At 42.6% G+C, this 14,942-nt stretch carries 15 protein-coding genes; 10 read left to right on the forward strand and 5 right to left on the reverse strand.

Annotated elements, in window-relative coordinates:
• Positions 1 to 30: 30 nt before the first annotated feature.
• Entirely contained in the window at positions 31 to 225 is a 195-nt protein-coding gene (locus AC570I_RS00350; protein ID WP_497403296.1) for a hypothetical protein, read from the forward strand.
• Between the two features lie 52 nt (positions 226 to 277).
• On the opposite strand, the gene AC570I_RS00355 is transcribed toward AC570I_RS00350, so the two are convergent.
• Positions 278 to 802: a hypothetical protein gene (locus AC570I_RS00355; protein WP_497403298.1), complete on the reverse strand. Its 525-nt coding sequence runs from the start codon at positions 800 to 802 to the stop codon at positions 278 to 280.
• A 151-nt stretch (positions 803 to 953) separates the two neighbouring features.
• Between AC570I_RS00355 and AC570I_RS00360 the strand changes: the two genes are divergently transcribed.
• From AC570I_RS00360 to xth, 5 genes are all read left to right on the forward strand, one after another.
• The gene (locus AC570I_RS00360) at positions 954 to 2,084 is read left to right on the forward strand and encodes a Gfo/Idh/MocA family protein (protein WP_497403300.1); all 1,131 of its coding nucleotides are present in this window, start codon (positions 954 to 956) and stop codon (positions 2,082 to 2,084) included.
• A 119-nt stretch (positions 2,085 to 2,203) separates the two neighbouring features.
• Complete coding sequence (locus AC570I_RS00365) at positions 2,204 to 3,760, forward strand: sensor histidine kinase (protein WP_497403302.1); 1,557 nt, start codon at positions 2,204 to 2,206, stop codon at positions 3,758 to 3,760.
• The gene (locus AC570I_RS00370) at positions 3,750 to 4,112 is read left to right on the forward strand and encodes a response regulator (protein WP_497403304.1); all 363 of its coding nucleotides are present in this window, start codon (positions 3,750 to 3,752) and stop codon (positions 4,110 to 4,112) included. Before AC570I_RS00365 ends, AC570I_RS00370 begins: the two co-directional genes overlap by 11 nt.
• A 132-nt stretch (positions 4,113 to 4,244) precedes the next feature.
• The gene (locus AC570I_RS00375; RefSeq protein WP_082120603.1) at positions 4,245 to 4,403 is read left to right on the forward strand and encodes a DUF3606 domain-containing protein; all 159 of its coding nucleotides are present in this window, start codon (positions 4,245 to 4,247) and stop codon (positions 4,401 to 4,403) included.
• A gap of 3 nt (positions 4,404 to 4,406) precedes the next feature.
• Positions 4,407 to 6,347 (forward strand): exodeoxyribonuclease III, encoded by a 1,941-nt coding sequence (xth, locus tag AC570I_RS00380; RefSeq protein ID WP_497403308.1) that lies wholly within the window; start codon positions 4,407 to 4,409, stop codon positions 6,345 to 6,347.
• 61 nt (positions 6,348 to 6,408) lie between these two features.
• On the opposite strand, the gene AC570I_RS00385 is transcribed toward xth, so the two are convergent.
• The gene (locus AC570I_RS00385; RefSeq protein ID WP_497403310.1) at positions 6,409 to 6,735 is read right to left on the reverse strand and encodes a hypothetical protein; all 327 of its coding nucleotides are present in this window, start codon (positions 6,733 to 6,735) and stop codon (positions 6,409 to 6,411) included.
• Positions 6,736 to 6,955: 220 nt separating this feature from the next.
• On the opposite strand from AC570I_RS00385, the gene glgX reads away from it, so the two are divergent.
• The 3 genes from glgX (at position 6,956) to AC570I_RS00400 (ending at position 10,911) form a co-directional block, all read left to right on the forward strand.
• On the forward strand, positions 6,956 to 9,070 hold the full coding sequence (gene glgX, locus AC570I_RS00390) for a glycogen debranching protein GlgX (RefSeq protein ID WP_497403314.1): 2,115 nt from the start codon (positions 6,956 to 6,958) through the stop codon (positions 9,068 to 9,070).
• Positions 9,071 to 9,108: 38 nt separating this feature from the next.
• Positions 9,109 to 10,071 carry a TIGR03885 family FMN-dependent LLM class oxidoreductase gene (locus AC570I_RS00395; RefSeq protein WP_497403318.1) on the forward strand — a complete coding sequence of 321 codons (963 nt, stop codon included), beginning with the start codon at positions 9,109 to 9,111 and terminating at the stop codon, positions 10,069 to 10,071.
• Positions 10,072 to 10,380: 309 nt separating this feature from the next.
• Positions 10,381 to 10,911 (forward strand): hypothetical protein, encoded by a 531-nt coding sequence (locus tag AC570I_RS00400; RefSeq protein ID WP_497403322.1) that lies wholly within the window; start codon positions 10,381 to 10,383, stop codon positions 10,909 to 10,911.
• 98 nt (positions 10,912 to 11,009) lie between these two features.
• On the opposite strand, the gene AC570I_RS00405 is transcribed toward AC570I_RS00400, so the two are convergent.
• Positions 11,010 to 11,444: an Hsp20/alpha crystallin family protein gene (locus tag AC570I_RS00405; RefSeq protein ID WP_497403324.1), complete on the reverse strand. Its 435-nt coding sequence runs from the start codon at positions 11,442 to 11,444 to the stop codon at positions 11,010 to 11,012.
• 377 nt (positions 11,445 to 11,821) lie between these two features.
• On the opposite strand from AC570I_RS00405, the gene AC570I_RS00410 reads away from it, so the two are divergent.
• Complete coding sequence (locus AC570I_RS00410) at positions 11,822 to 12,001, forward strand: hypothetical protein (protein ID WP_497403328.1); 180 nt, start codon at positions 11,822 to 11,824, stop codon at positions 11,999 to 12,001.
• 37 nt (positions 12,002 to 12,038) lie between these two features.
• Here the strand turns inward: AC570I_RS00410 and AC570I_RS00415 are convergent, their stop codons facing one another.
• Together AC570I_RS00415 and AC570I_RS00420 are read right to left on the reverse strand one after the other, a co-directional pair.
• Positions 12,039 to 12,554 carry a sigma-70 family RNA polymerase sigma factor gene (locus AC570I_RS00415; protein WP_497403332.1) on the reverse strand — a complete coding sequence of 172 codons (516 nt, stop codon included), beginning with the start codon at positions 12,552 to 12,554 and terminating at the stop codon, positions 12,039 to 12,041.
• Between the two features lie 37 nt (positions 12,555 to 12,591).
• Entirely contained in the window at positions 12,592 to 14,802 is a 2,211-nt protein-coding gene (locus AC570I_RS00420) for a hypothetical protein (protein WP_497403334.1), read from the reverse strand.
• Positions 14,803 to 14,942 lie beyond the last annotated feature (140 nt).

A 14,942-nucleotide genomic window follows, 5' to 3' on the forward strand; every position in this document is an offset into this window, starting at 1 on the left:
TAGATTATAGTTTTGATGGAAATTAAAACTATGAAACAGATTTTTGGACGTCCTCTATTCGCGTTCGGCATGGTATTTTCATTAACGTTGCTGCTGGGAGCAGCATCATTAAGCACTTTTGCTCAGCGAATCGATTCGGCTAATGCAGGCATTATACATGATACCACAGGCCGATGGTGGGCCGACAAACTGATATGCAAAACTTTAACCAGGATGAGTGGGTGAATGCCATGTTTTCGCATAGGATATCTTAACACTAAAAAATCTACCGCAGTGATTATTTTTTTGTTCCTGGCTTTGTAGTGGTTCTTTTCGGTTTTTGTTTTGCTTTGGGGAGTGCCGTTTTCGGCTTAGGCATTACAGCTTTTGGTTTCTTTTTCGCAGGCTTTGTTTTCCTGGCATTCTTGATCCGGTATTCCAGCAGGTACAACCTGGTCTGCCATTTTTCTATAGTAGTGTCGTCATTTTTTGGAAGTCCGGTGGGTTCGAGCAGACCTAGTACCCGGGCAAGTTCACGTGTGCTTTCTGCCTTTTCGCTGTTCTGCTTTGCCCATTCCTCCTGTTTGCTATGTAGTGCGCCCTGGTAGCTGGAGATGGCAAGCTTGATCAGTTTTACTTCATCTTCCCTAGATCTGGTCTTTCGGTAGATTATCATCAGCCTGTTCCAGGCATGGTGATTGGCGGGATCTGTTACGGTTGCCTTTTGGTAAAGTTTCATCGCACCCCCGGTATCGCCAGACTTTTCCAGTTCCAATGCTGCATCGAACTGGTCCTTTGATCTGATCTGCTTTCTCCTTGACATAGTGGTTTCAACAAGTGGGCCAGTCTGATTGTTTGATCATTCGAGTACGCAATGCTTCCACTGCCGCAAATCCTCGAAAGGTAAAACCAATTGCTACCAATTTTGGTTAGACTATATTGATATCTTAATACAATTGATCAGGCATTAGCACATGGAAAACTACAGGATAGGAATAATTGGTTACGGTGGATTCGGAAAGTTTCTTCACCATTGGTTCGATAAGATGGACAATGCAAAGGTTGTTGCCATCGCAGAGACAGGTCAGCGGACCCATGATATTCCTGATTGCAAAGTTTACTACGACTGGAAAGAGTTGCTTGGCGATCCTGAAATTGATATTGTGAGCATCGTTACTCCGCCAGGCTTACATGCGGAGATGGCATGCGAAGCCATGAAGGCAGGTAAACATGTATTGCTCGAGAAACCGGTAGCCATTACAGAAGAGACGGCAGAAGAGATTCTTAAAGTACAGCAGGAAACCGGGAAAATCATCACGGTAAATCACATGATCCGCTATAATCCCATCATGCAAAAAGTGAAAGAACTGGGTGAAAGTGGTGCCTTTGGAGAGTTAAGACATGTTGTGGTGAATAACTATGCTCAGGATGAGGCCTTACCGCTGGAACATTGGTTCTGGAATGAAGAAATGTCTGGTGGCATTCTGGTAGAGCATGGTGTACATTTTTTTGATATTGTAAATTCACTTACCAGGCAAAAGTTTAAGCAAGTGTTTGGAACTTCCCATCACCGGAACAGCGAACAACGCGATAGGGTAGCAGCCATGGTGTTATATGATGACGGGCTGATTGGCAGCTATTATCATGCTTTCTCAGGACCGGGAATGTTTGAACAGACCACGCTACAACTTGCATATGACCTGGCCAGAATAGAAATTGAAGGCTGGATGCCTTTGAAAGGTAAAATTCACGCAATGGTAAATACCATGACTAAGGCAGAAATCGGTGAACTACCTGGCTGGACGATGCTAAGTAGTGAGTCGCTGGAATCATCCGAAGACAGTTCAAGACCTGAGGGATGGGGCAGCAGTGAATATAGCCACGATACAGCCACCAAAGTTTTTGCCGGAATTGCTTATCCTGTTGATGAAGTGATGACAGGTACTTTTGAAATTCATGAATCTAAAGGTGAGGTGTATGGTAAGTGTGTGCAATCTATATTGAGTGATTTGATACAAAAGATAGAGAACAAAGACCACGAACTTCAGATAACCATAGAAGATGGTGTTTTAGCATTGAAAATTGCACTGTTAGCATCGAACTAAGTTCACTTACATTCAGCGTAAAAATATCAGCTGCATACAAAAGGAGAGAATCTAAAAACATTTAGGAATATTTCCTTTCGAAGTGCAGCCCATGTTTTATTTTAGAAAAAAAAATAGATTTGGATAAAATTCAATACGGAAAGTTCAACTTTTCAAAGGAGAACTGGGAAAAAGATTTTGGGCTTTTGTCTAAAGCTTTAGATGCATCAATATCCGGGATTATCATTACCGATAATACGCAGCCTGATAATCCGATAATATACTGTAATCAGGCTTTTGAAAAAATCAGTGGCTATCAAAGAAATGAGATAATAGGCCATAATTGCCGTTTTCTTCAGAAAGATGACCGGGGACAGCACGCGAGGAGCATTTTGAAAAATGCTGTTGAAAAAGGCATCGAATGCACGGTTGATATTCGTAATTACCGCAAAAACGGTGATCTGTTTTGGAACGAATTGTACATGTCTCCCATTAAAGACGAAGCCGGTAACGTTACCCACTTCATTGGGGTGCAAAACGACGTTTCTGCCAGAAAGAAAGCGGAGCAGGATCTCCGTCAGCAACAGGATCAAATGGAAAAGGTTATCCAGGAGCGTACGCTGGAACTACGGGATAGTGAAGCGTTCCTCTCCAGTATTATCCAAACCGTTAGAGAAAGTCTTCTGGTATTGGATCCCAAATTTTTCGTGGTCAGTGCGAACACCCATTTTCTAAAAACATTTAAAGTTAACGCGGAAGAAACTGTAGGTAAGCATTTATATGACCTCGGCAATCACCAGTGGGATATTCCCCAATTGAAAGAGCTTTTGATCAGCATTTTACCCACCAATAACCCGGTTGAAGATTTTGAGGTGGAACATGATTTTCCGCATATCGGGAGAAAACTGATGCTGCTGAACGCCTATAGGGTTGAGCTGGAAGGCCAATACAAAGATCAGATTTTGCTGGCCATCGAAGATATTACCGACAGGCGGGAAATTGAGCGGAGAAAGGACGACTTTCTTTCGATAGCAAGCCATGAGCTGAAAACACCATTAACTACCATTAAAGGTTATATTCAGGCATTGGAACGTATGGCTCCTAAAGAATCGAGCGACAAATTTAAAATGATCCTTAGTAAGACCGTCGTTCATGTGGAAAGGCTCAATACCCTCATTGCAGAACTGCTTGACGTTTCAAGAATTCAAACTGGAAATATAGAATTGCATAAAGCATCCTTCGACTTTGATAAAATGGTAGTGGATTCAGTCGAGGCAATCCAGTCGGCTGCGCAACAACACACAATTATTGTAAAAGGGCAATCTGGCGTTCGTTTATGGGGCGATGAGTCTCATATTATTCAGGTTGTGAATAACCTGGTTTCGAATGCGATAAAATATGCTCCGGATTCTAATGAGGTTTTAGTCTACATTTCCAGGATTTCTGATTATGTGAAACTTTCGGTAACAGATTATGGGATGGGTATTAGTCAGGAGGATCAGAAAAAGGTGTTTGAACGGTTCTTCAGGGCGGGGGATATTCAACAACGCTTCCCGGGAATGGGAATAGGTTTATACATTTGCGATCAGATCATTAAAAATCATGAAGGAACGTTATGGGTCGAGAGTGAAAAAGGAAAAGGATCTACGTTTAGTTTTACAATTCCAATAAAAGAAGGGGATTTGGATGCCGAATAAAAAAATACTCATCTGCGATGATGATGAAGGAATACTGGATATGCTTGAACTGATATTGGAGGATACCGGTTATACCATAATTCCGGAAAAAAATAGCCTTAATATTAAACATTTAATTGAAGCCCAATCACCTGATCTTATTCTTCTTGACTTGTGGATGCCGGTACTATCCGGAGATCAAGTATTGCGCACATTGAGGAAAAATCCAGAAACCATGCATCTGCCGGTGATTGTGATCTCTGCGAGCCGGGAAGGAAAGCAGATTGCAGCTGAAGCTGGTGCGTCAGCATTCATATCGAAACCCTTTGATTTTGATGAGTTGATAGGTACAATAAAAGGTTACCTGAATTAACTTTAATTTCAGATGTGCTTGTTCCTTCTATTTATGCATTTAAAAATGCTATCTTAATAACAAGCTGAGCGAATTTCCAAACCATCATGCTAAAACAAATGTTTAACTAATATACCTAAAAATATAAACATTATGGCAAGAGGAACAAAAGTGGAAAGAAACTCTGTTTCTAACCAGGATCATGAAATCAAATACGAAGCAGATAAACTTGATGTGAAACCTGCGAAAGTTAAAGAAGCAAAAGCCGGCGCAGGGAATCAGCGCAAGGCGATTGAGAAGAAAGTGAAGTAAAACATGAGCCCCGCACTTGCGGGGCTTTTTTGGCTTATGAAAATCGCGACTTATAACATCAACGGCATCAATGGCCGGATCGAAACCCTGCTGAAATGGCTTCAACGTGCTCAGCCGGATATTTTGTGTTTGCAGGAACTGAAGTGCGAGGATAAATCTTTTCCGATTAGCCAGATTAATGAAGCCGGCTATCATGCGGTGTGGCACGGACAGAAGGCATGGAACGGCGTAGCGGTATTAAGCAAGAAAGAAATTAAGGAGCTGAGGCGAGACCTTCCAGGGGAGGATAAAGAATATACCCATAGCCGCTACCTGGAAGTATTTACTTTCGGGACAGTAATTGGCTGTATTTATTTGCCATACGGCAATCCTTTTCCAGGACCAAAATTTGAATATAAGAAACGCTGGTTTGGGCGATTAGTGGACCACGCAAAAACTTTAATTGCCACGGGACTACCGGTATTGCTTATTGGTGATTACAATGTGATGCCTACTGATCTGGATACCTATAAACCTGAGAAGTATAAAAACGACGCACTTTTCCAGCCGGAGATTAAAAAGGCTTATGCGAGTTTATTAGATCAGGGATGGACAGACGCCATCCGCACACTCCATCCTGATGAAGCCATTTATACGTATTGGGATTACCTCCGTAAGGCTTACGATCGAAATGCAGGGCTCCGCCTTGATCATTTCCTGCTTAGCTCCGACCTGGCAGAAAAGCTGAAATCGGGAAATGTAGATAAGGAGGTAAGGGGCTGGGAGGGCGCCAGCGATCATGCGCCGGTATGGATCGAATTATCGGCTAAAGCCCTTAAAAAGAACATCAGTAAGCAGGGTAAGAACGGCAAATCAGCAAAAACAAACAGCAACCTTAAATTATCGGACTCTGTGGCTAAAATTTTAGACGCAGAAGATATGACTGAGATGATGCAAGATTTGAGCGAAACCAAAAAAGCTGTAGTTAAAGCCGCGAAACCCGTAAAAGGCAAAAGTTTCAAGCCAAAAGAAACCCCGCTGTTAATGGGTAGAGCAGATACCGAGGAGAAAAAGATCGATGGGCACCTGTTGAAATTTACCCATCTATCGAAACTTTACTGGCCGGAGGATAAGGTGAGCAAAAGGGAACTGTTTAATTATTACGATGCCGTTGCCCCGTTGATGCTGCCCTATCTGCTCGACCGGCCGATGTCGCTAAACCGGTATCCGGGAGGTATTCACAGTCAAAGCTTTTATCAAAAGAATGTGAAAGAGACAGCCCCGGAATGGGCACATACTATGCCACATACCAACGAAAAAGGAGAGGAGAAAAGTTATCTGCTCGGTTATAACCGGGCAACACTTCTGTGGATGGCCAGCCTGGGCTGTATTGAAATGAACCCCTGGTTTTCAAGAGCTGCCAATCCGGATTATCCTGATTATTGTGTCATCGATCTTGACCCGGACAAAAACACGTTCGACCAGGTAATTAAGGCCGCGCAGGTTACCCGGCAGGTACTCGATGCCATCGGGGTACCCAGCTATCCTAAAACCTCCGGTTCAACCGGTATGCACATTTACATTCCCCTCGGTGCGCAATATACCTATGAGCAAAGTCAGCTATTTGCCAATCTGGTGGTTCGCCAGGTGAACCGCGAGCTGCCGAAATTTACTACGCTTGAACGCATGATTTCTAACCGGGGCGGGAAAATGTATCTTGATTTTCTGCAAAACCGGCCCGGCGCCACTATCGCCGGTGTTTATTCGCTGCGGCCAAAGCCAGGGGCCACAGTCAGCATGCCACTCACCTGGGATGAAGTTAAACCAGGATTGAAAATGAAGGACTTCACCATATTTAATGCGGTGGACCGACTAAAAGAAACCGGCGATCTGTTTACAGGGGTGCTCGGTAAAGGGATTGATATGCAAAAAGTGATTGCCAGTGCGCTGGATGTGTTTAAGTAGTTGAAAGTTTATGACGTGGGTTGATAGCGCACTAATATATTTCCCCTGATTTTGGAAAATGTTAAAAACTCTTGTTCAGATCGTAACCCGTACTGTCGTTCCTTGCCTCCTCCCGGTAATCTTCCAGAAATCTGGCCACATCTGCAGGTGGAGACATTTTGGCCAGAACGCTTTTTAGTTTCGTATCGTCTTTGAGGATCTTATGAAAATTGTCGTCCCAGTTCGTTATCGCTTCAGATATGGAAAGACCAGACCCGAAAATTCCGTTTTGTGGGGTCTCTCCATAGAGCACACAGTAAACGTCATCTTGTTTGTAAACCTGCGGTTGAATTCTGGCAGCCAGGCCTTTCAGGGGCGTTTTGATTAATAATTCTGGTGGAATGATCATATAATTTAAGGATTGGTCTCAAAAACATGTAGTGAGTCAATATTAGCATAAACTGCAGTTAGGGTCCAAATGTTTCAAACCTAAGTATTTATATAAGTCACCAACCGTATTAAACCGGTATCAAATACCCGAAATACATGAAGCTGGCACTTATAGGCAGTATTCCAAAACTTCAGCTTGTGTGCGTATGTTCAATGATAAACCCTAGAACTAAACGAACATGCAAACATGGAAACAATTACCTGGCCGGGCTTTCCCGTTAGGTCCTACCTGGGACAAAAGAGGTACTAATTTCGCGCTGTTTGCTAAAAATGCTGAGCGGGTAGAATTGTGCTTTTTTGACCAGGATGAAATCGAAATTTCCAGATATGAACTAACGGAGCGCGAACATGATATTTTTCATACCTACCTGGAGGGTGTAGGCCCTGGGCAAAAATATGGATACAGGGTTTATGGCCCCTATATTCCCGAAGATGGCCTGCGCTTTAATTCGAATAAACTGCTGATTGATCCTTATGCGAAAGCCATATCAGGTGATATCACCTGGGATGATGCTTTGTTTGGTTATGAAATTTCCTCGCCCCTGGGCGACTTAAGTTTTTCGGATCAGGATAATGCCCCATTTATACCCAAGTCGGTAGTGGTTGATCAGTACTTCGACTGGCAGGATGACGTTTCACCTGAAATCCCGTTTAACCAAACGGTGATTTACGAATTGCATGTAAGGGGATTTACGCAGTTAAATGCCCGGATTCCGGAAGAACTGCGCGGTACCTATGCCGGGCTAGCGCATCCGGAGTGCATCGAATACCTCAAATCTTTGGGAATAACAACGATCGAACTAATGCCTGTGCACCATTTCGTATCAGACAGGCACCTGATCGAGCGGGGACTTCACAATTACTGGGGTTACAATACCATCGGTTTTTTTGCGCCAGATTCGAGGTATTCTGCTACAGGAAAAAATGGGGAACAACTGCAGGAATTCAAGGAAATGGTGAGGGCCTTCCACGCCAATGGAATCGAAGTGATTCTTGATGTGGTATATAACCATACGGCTGAAGGAAACCACAATGGCCCAACGCTTTCATTTAGAGGTATTGATAACCAGACCTATTACCGGCTGGAAGAAAATGAGCCACGTTACTACACAGATTATACAGGCACTGGAAACACCCTCAATAGCCGGATGCCTGCTGTACTCCGTTTTATTATGGATAGTTTACGTTATTGGGTGCAGGAAGTACATATCGACGGTTTTCGCTTTGATCTGGCATCTACACTCGCCCGTGGTTTACATGAGGTAGATCGCTTGGGCGCATTTTTCGATATTATTCATCAGGACCCGATTATTTCGCAGGTAAAGCTCATCGCAGAGCCATGGGATGTGGGTGAGGGTGGTTATCAGGTAGGAAAGTTTCCTGCCGAATGGGCAGAATGGAATGGTAAATACAGAGATCTGATTCGCAGGGTATGGAAAGGGGAGGAGGGATTGATGGGCGAATTTGCCCAGCGCATACTGGGTAGCCCGGATTTGTATATGAAAGATTACCGGAGGCCAACTGCCAGCATCAATTTTATTACTGCCCACGATGGTTTTACACTCCATGACCTGGTTACCTATAATGAAAAATGTAATGAAGCAAACGGTGATGACAATGAGGACGGTGAGGCTCACAACCACTCCTGGAACTGTGGTGCTGAAGGCGAAACGGCCATCGAAGAAGTAAATCAATTAAGGGCTAAACAAAAACGAAATTACCTGATGACACTCTTCCTGTCACAAGGTATTCCAATGATTGTAGCGGGAGACGAACTGGGCAGGACGCAGCATGGTAACAATAATGCTTATTGCCAGAACAGTGCGCTATCCTGGATCAATTGGGAAAAAGCTGATGCCGGGTTACAAAATTTTACGGCTCAGCTGATCCAGCTTCGGAAAAATCACCCCAGTTTGAGTAGGAAAGAGTGGATCCTCGGCAGCACGATTGAGGCAGACGGCCTGCTGGATATCGGATGGTTTAATGTAGACGGCACTCAAATGCAACGCCACGACTGGGAGCGTATTGCTCCGGTACGTTTTGGTGTGTTTTTACATGGGGAAGGTATCATCAGTACAGATGTTAAGGGCAATGGAATTTTGGATGCTCATTTCTTTATCATCTTTAATGCGGGCGCTGATGATATAGCCTTTAAACTTCCGGAAGGGGGCTATCCGGAAAAATGGAGTGTTGCGATCAGCACCGGAACTTTACAAGTAGGAATGACAAACCTTTCAGCTGGCCAAATGGTAGACATTGAAGGTAGAAGTGTCACAGTACTTCGGGCAAGTTAACAGAATTGGCTTAAAAATGAATTTGATACCATAACCATATGGAAATAGCTTATCACGCATCACACGAACAGATTGCACCCAGCGAACTCCTAAAATATGTTCAGCTGGCGGAAAAGAATGGCTTTTTTGCAATTTCAAGTTCCGACCATTTCCACCCCTGGAGCGAACGCCAGGGGCACAGCGGATTTGCTTTTGCCTGGCTTGGCGCGGCGATGCAGCTAACGAAGCTACCCTTCAGCATGGTATGTGCACCCGGTCAGCGTTACCACCCTGCAATTGTTGCGCAAGCGCTTGCCACCCTAAATGAGATGTTTCCAGCGCGCTTATCCATGGCACTCGGAAGCGGCGAGGCGTTAAACGAAAGCATTACCGGGGATAAGTGGCCTGAAAAATCAATCAGAAATGCCCGTCTTATGGAATGTTATCAGGTGATGAGTCGATTATTGGATGGGGAAAAGGTATCGCAACGGGGACTCATCACGGTGGAAAATGCAAGATTATATACTTTACCTGCAGAAAAGCCTTTATTATTTTGTGCAGCGGTAAGCCAGGAAACGGCAACATGGGCTGGTGAATGGGCGGATGGTTTGTTAACAACTAACAGACCGCATGCTGAACTCCGTGAATTAATCAATTCCTTTCGGGAAAATGGCGGAGAAGGCAAACCTGTTCATGTAAAAACGCAGCTTTCTTACGCCAGGACCGAAGATGAGGCCATCGCAGGAGCTTATGAGCAATGGAGAAGTAATATCTTTCAGGGAAGTGTGCTGGGAGAACTGCCAACGGTAGCCCATTTCGATGCGGTGGCTGAACTGGTGCAACCCACGCAGATGCATGAACATGTTCGGATATCTTCGAACCCAAACCAACATTTAGAGTGGATTAAAGAAGATCTCGGGCTTGGCGTCGACCGCCTGATCTTGCATAATGTAAATAAGAATCAAAACGATTTTATTATAGATTTTGGAGAAAAAGTTTTTCCAAAACTTGATATAGAATAGGCAATTATAGAAAGACATAAAAAGTATTTAGGTGCAGAAATAAATTTTTCTACAGGGAATGCCGGCTAGCATATTGTTGTTAAATGGTACAAATACCTGCCTGCGTGTATTTATACCCGTAATTGTCCGAATTCAAAAAGAGTTTAAACATATAGGGTTTTAAGATAGTTATTGATTAAAAAGATAGGGTTATCGACAGATAAACGCATGCTAAAAGAGTGAGGCTAAATCCAGTAACGAGATCGTCATAAATCAATTACCGGGCGTTTAGCTATTAATAATATATTCATAATTTTAAAATATCAGAACATGGAAAGTCAGAACGAAAAAAATAAAAACCTTGGTGATCCACAGGCAGATAATATAGTTGAGCGAACCAATATGCCCGACAACCAGGTTCCAAGATTTAGGAGTAACGAAAATTCTCAAGAGAATCGCGTAAAAAGCGAGGCCGGCTTTTTGAGTCGCGAAGTAGGAGAGGGGGATTTTGGATCCGAAGAAGCCCGAGCTGACTGGGAAAAAGGAAACGAAGGTGAAGCTGGAAATATGCCGAATTCATTATCCAAAGAAGCTTTGGAAGCAAAAGAAAAGTTCCCGTCAAAACTTCAGTCGGTATTCCATGGGATCACCGGAACCAATTGGAGAACCACTGAAACGCTTGAGATTATACTTAGGGGCGATGTTGATGTTGAAAAATTTACAAATGATTTGAAGAGCAGGGTGACCGAATTAGTAGATTTTTCTGAGCACATTGATTTAGTGATAAAGAATGAAGTCAGTTCATATTTTCAGATTATTGAGATTAATAAACATTCTACTTCAGAAAATGAAGCTGTATAAGCTGATTTGGAAATTCCAACAGCACTTGTTCAAATCGACCTGATCTGTAGTAAAAGTAATTAAACAAAAAATGCCGCTCTTCGCGGCATTTTAAATAATTATTGAATTTCGATCTGGCGTGTGACCATTTTTGCTTCCTCTTTTTTTGGAATGGTAAGCATTAGAATTCCATCGTTATAACTCGCCTGTATTCCATCCACATTGGCACTTTCAGGTAATGTGAACGCCCGGGTGAACGAGTGAAAGCTGAATTCCCTTTTGTTGTAAGTTCTATCTGATGATTGACTTTCTCGCTGTGTTGAAATTGTTAATGTCTCCCGCTCAACTGAAACCTTGAAATCTTCCTTTTTCAGTCCTGGCGCAGCAAGTTCGATATGAAAAGATTCGGGGGTTTCTGAAATATTGACCGCAGGTAATGTATTTAGCTTACGGTCTGCGAAAAAGCTATCGCTAAGTACAGATTCGAAAATGTCATTAAAGCCTGGCATTAATGCATTGTTTTTCTTCTCAGGATTAAATTTAACCAATGTCATAGTGTAATCTCCTTTTAAAATTTTTTAGTTAATAAATGGACTATAAATCAATTAATTCAAATGAACGCCAAACCGCGTTCTCCCTTATACATGAACAACTCAAATGCCAAACCATGATTTGTAATTTTATGTTATAAAATCCTGAAAAAATTTCAGTTTTTATGAAAAAAAATCAGCTCCAGACTGAAAAAATATCAGTTGTGTGTTGGCTAAACACAATCGGGATTTGGTTTAAAACAAGTTAGTATCCCCCAAAATTTTTTGCTTACAAATCTGTTGTAAAACTAAGTATAAACCACTGATAGGGCTGAATACCTGAATATGAGCTTTACAAAACAAAGGCTGCCTAATCAGCTTCTCATGTTAAAACGGAAACTATGAAAACAAATCATGCTATTTATGTTGTAGTTACAGCATTTACCTTAATCGCGGCAGCCTGTACAAACTACAAACCGGTAAAGGGAGATTATTACAAAGATAATGAAGATACAATAAAAAAGGATTCCCTGAATCCAGGTAAGCGAGTGGACGTTAAAGACAGCATTCAGAAATACTAGTGCCGCTACCACAATTTGAATTGATTTTCCTTTGAGATTACTTTGCCCCTTCCCGGTATTTGTTAAGATATTTTTTAAGCAAATGCCGGGCCTGGTGAATGTGCGTTTTTACGGTACCTAATGGTATATTCATTTGAACAGCGATTTCCTCGTATTTATACCCTTCGAAATATCGCTGAAAGGGGATGCGATAATTTTCCGGAATACTTTGCATTGCTTTTTGAATGTCATTCATCACGAATGTAGACTCACCGCTATTGGTTGATGCACTACTCATCAGATTGGCACTCGATATCTCGTCATCCACCTGTATCACTTCTTGTCGCCTTTTTGCCTGTCGGTAACTGTTGATGTAAGTATTTTTCATGATGACGTATAACCATGCTTTGACGTTGGTTCCCTGGTCGAATTTATGACAAAAACGCACCCCTTTTAATAGTGTTTCCTGCACAAGGTCTTTGGCTTCATCGTCATCTTGAGTAAAACGAAGTGCGTTGGAATGTAAAGAGGTAGAGTAGCGGTCGGCAATTAAACTAAATTCGTGTTGATCCATTTTTACAAGGTTGATGTTATATTAACCAACAGATGAATCAGCTTAATGTTTGACCACTTTGGTTCCAGCTGATACTTACTTTATGACTACCATTTACATCCATCTCAATCTGTTTATTTTTAACTGCTACTGGAAGGAACTTGGTGCCATTTAAAGCCATTTTAAAGCTTAAATCAGCCTGATATTCTTGGTGGAATACAATTTTGACCCGATAGGTCATGGCTTGGTGACTTAACATATTGAAAGTCACTTTTCCGCTTTTTTTGCGCACTGTTCCAAACGGCCCGTCAACATAGATCATAAATGTTTCATCTGGAATTCTGATAAAGTGTCTTGGTAATATTCCAAAGGCATTCCCGGCGCCATAAACCTCTTGTCCCACTGCACCACTTTGCTCAATGCCATCATGGATGTCTTCTAATGCAATCCATAAATCACGTTCTACTTCGCCAGTTTTTACCTCCTCCGACAGCATTTCATCAGGCAACATGGTTGGATAATAAAAAGGTGCCCGGTCTATAAGATAACGGATGTATTCCCCACATAACAACCTTACAGAAGGCAACAGGTCGACACCGGTGGCGTGATTCAGAAAATCGTGAAAGGCGCAAAACACCTCCTGCTCTTCATAAGCGGCTGTGTAAGGCGCATCTGTAAGAGGGAATAATGCGAAAAATGTGGGCATATTTTTACCATATCCGTAATTGCAATCCCATAACTGAACATTCTGAAAAAGAGATGCCAGACACCGGTAACTCAAATTGAGGTGTAGAGGATTACCCGTTATCTTAAACAACCTGAGCAATGCACCAGCCGCAAAAGCAGTGTTATTTGCCTGATACATGACTTCGTATCCAACTGATGCAAGTTTGTTTGCAGCAGTTATGGCCTCATTGAGGTATTTTTCTTCATTGGTAAGTGTGTAAGCCTGAATCATTACATGTGCATACAATCCGGCAACATCCTGCTCACCACCCTTTCCTGGTTCGGTTTCTGCTTTTAATACTTCCAGTGTATCCATTTTATAAAAAACCGGCCACTCATATTTAAACTGGTGTGCCACCTTAATTGCAAAGCCCAGGGAATCCAGAAATAGTTTTTCTGCAGATTTATCACCTTTTAAAGCCAGTCTGGAAAGATTAAGGAGAGGATGGTGAAGGTACCACGAGTCCATTACTAATGGAACTTTTTGTTCTTCTTCTCCTTTTAGTTTTTCAACTGCGCCGGGATGCCAACGAACTATGGACTTCAGCTTTTCATCGTAAAATGGGCTAAGCCCTTTTTTGATTGTATCCACTACTTCCAGCTTATCTCCACTCCACTCTGAGTAATCGAGCAAAGGGAGAAGTACAGCGAGCTGCACCATGATTTCTGGTGGCGTATCGTAATCGCAGAGGTAGGCATTCAGGTAGCTGTTTCCTACCACCCGCGACCAGCAACCTGGGTTTTCGATCAGATCTTTCAGTCCATTTTTTAGGATGTTTGGCCAGGGGCGATATTGGGTGTTGGGTTTGGGCAAGGAGATGTAAATGGTTGACAGCATATTCAGGTAGTCAATCGCCTGATCTGAATCTCCACTTAATCCTTGATTTAAACAGATATGAGCATCAGAAAGGACTATTGGTTTGCCTGCAGTTAAAGGCTTTTCTATACTGGGAGGCAAAGACAGACCGATTTCAGGAAGTTCCCCTCCAACTACTCCGCTTAGGGAGGTTCCGGTTTGCTCGCAGAAATCTGAAAGTGAGGTAAGATTTTGAAAGTAAAGTACGCGCAGATTGCTGGAGGGCTTTGTGAAGTAGATCAAGCCTGAACGGGTTTGCCGCTGGGTGCAATGGATTTCGCCAAAATCTTTTATCGGATCCCTCTTGTGATTCTGTAAAAGGATATCTTTCGGCCAGAATGGTATAAACAAATCATATGCTGGTGTAAATTCACACTTGTAACGAAGCATAGGGTATTCTTCGCTCGAGAAGGTTACTGTAATTTTAAATCTCCCGATCATCGAATCAACATCAATCTTACATCCTTTCTCCGTTGTCTGGCTTTCAAAAGATTGTATTTTACCGGAAGGAATAAAGCAAGGCCGGAAATGGATAGGTGACTGGCCATCTGCTGAAATAGTAACCCATACTGAGTCGGAAGTGATTTTTATGCTCAGTTGGATTCCATTGAAATGATGACTGTAAGTTTCTGCTGCGTTACTGAGTTCGGTAATTGCACTCAGTCCCCATGGCGACAATCCCTTCATAGCTAAAAGTTTTAGAATATATGGTTATGCCGGAAGAACAGGGTTTTTACCGCTTTTGTTTTAACTTCCCCCCAGCGTATTTCTCACCGATTTTTTCGCTATCGAAACTCTGATAAAGTAATTATCGTATATAGCTCATA

This window comes from Pedobacter sp. A2324, assembly GCF_059693705.1.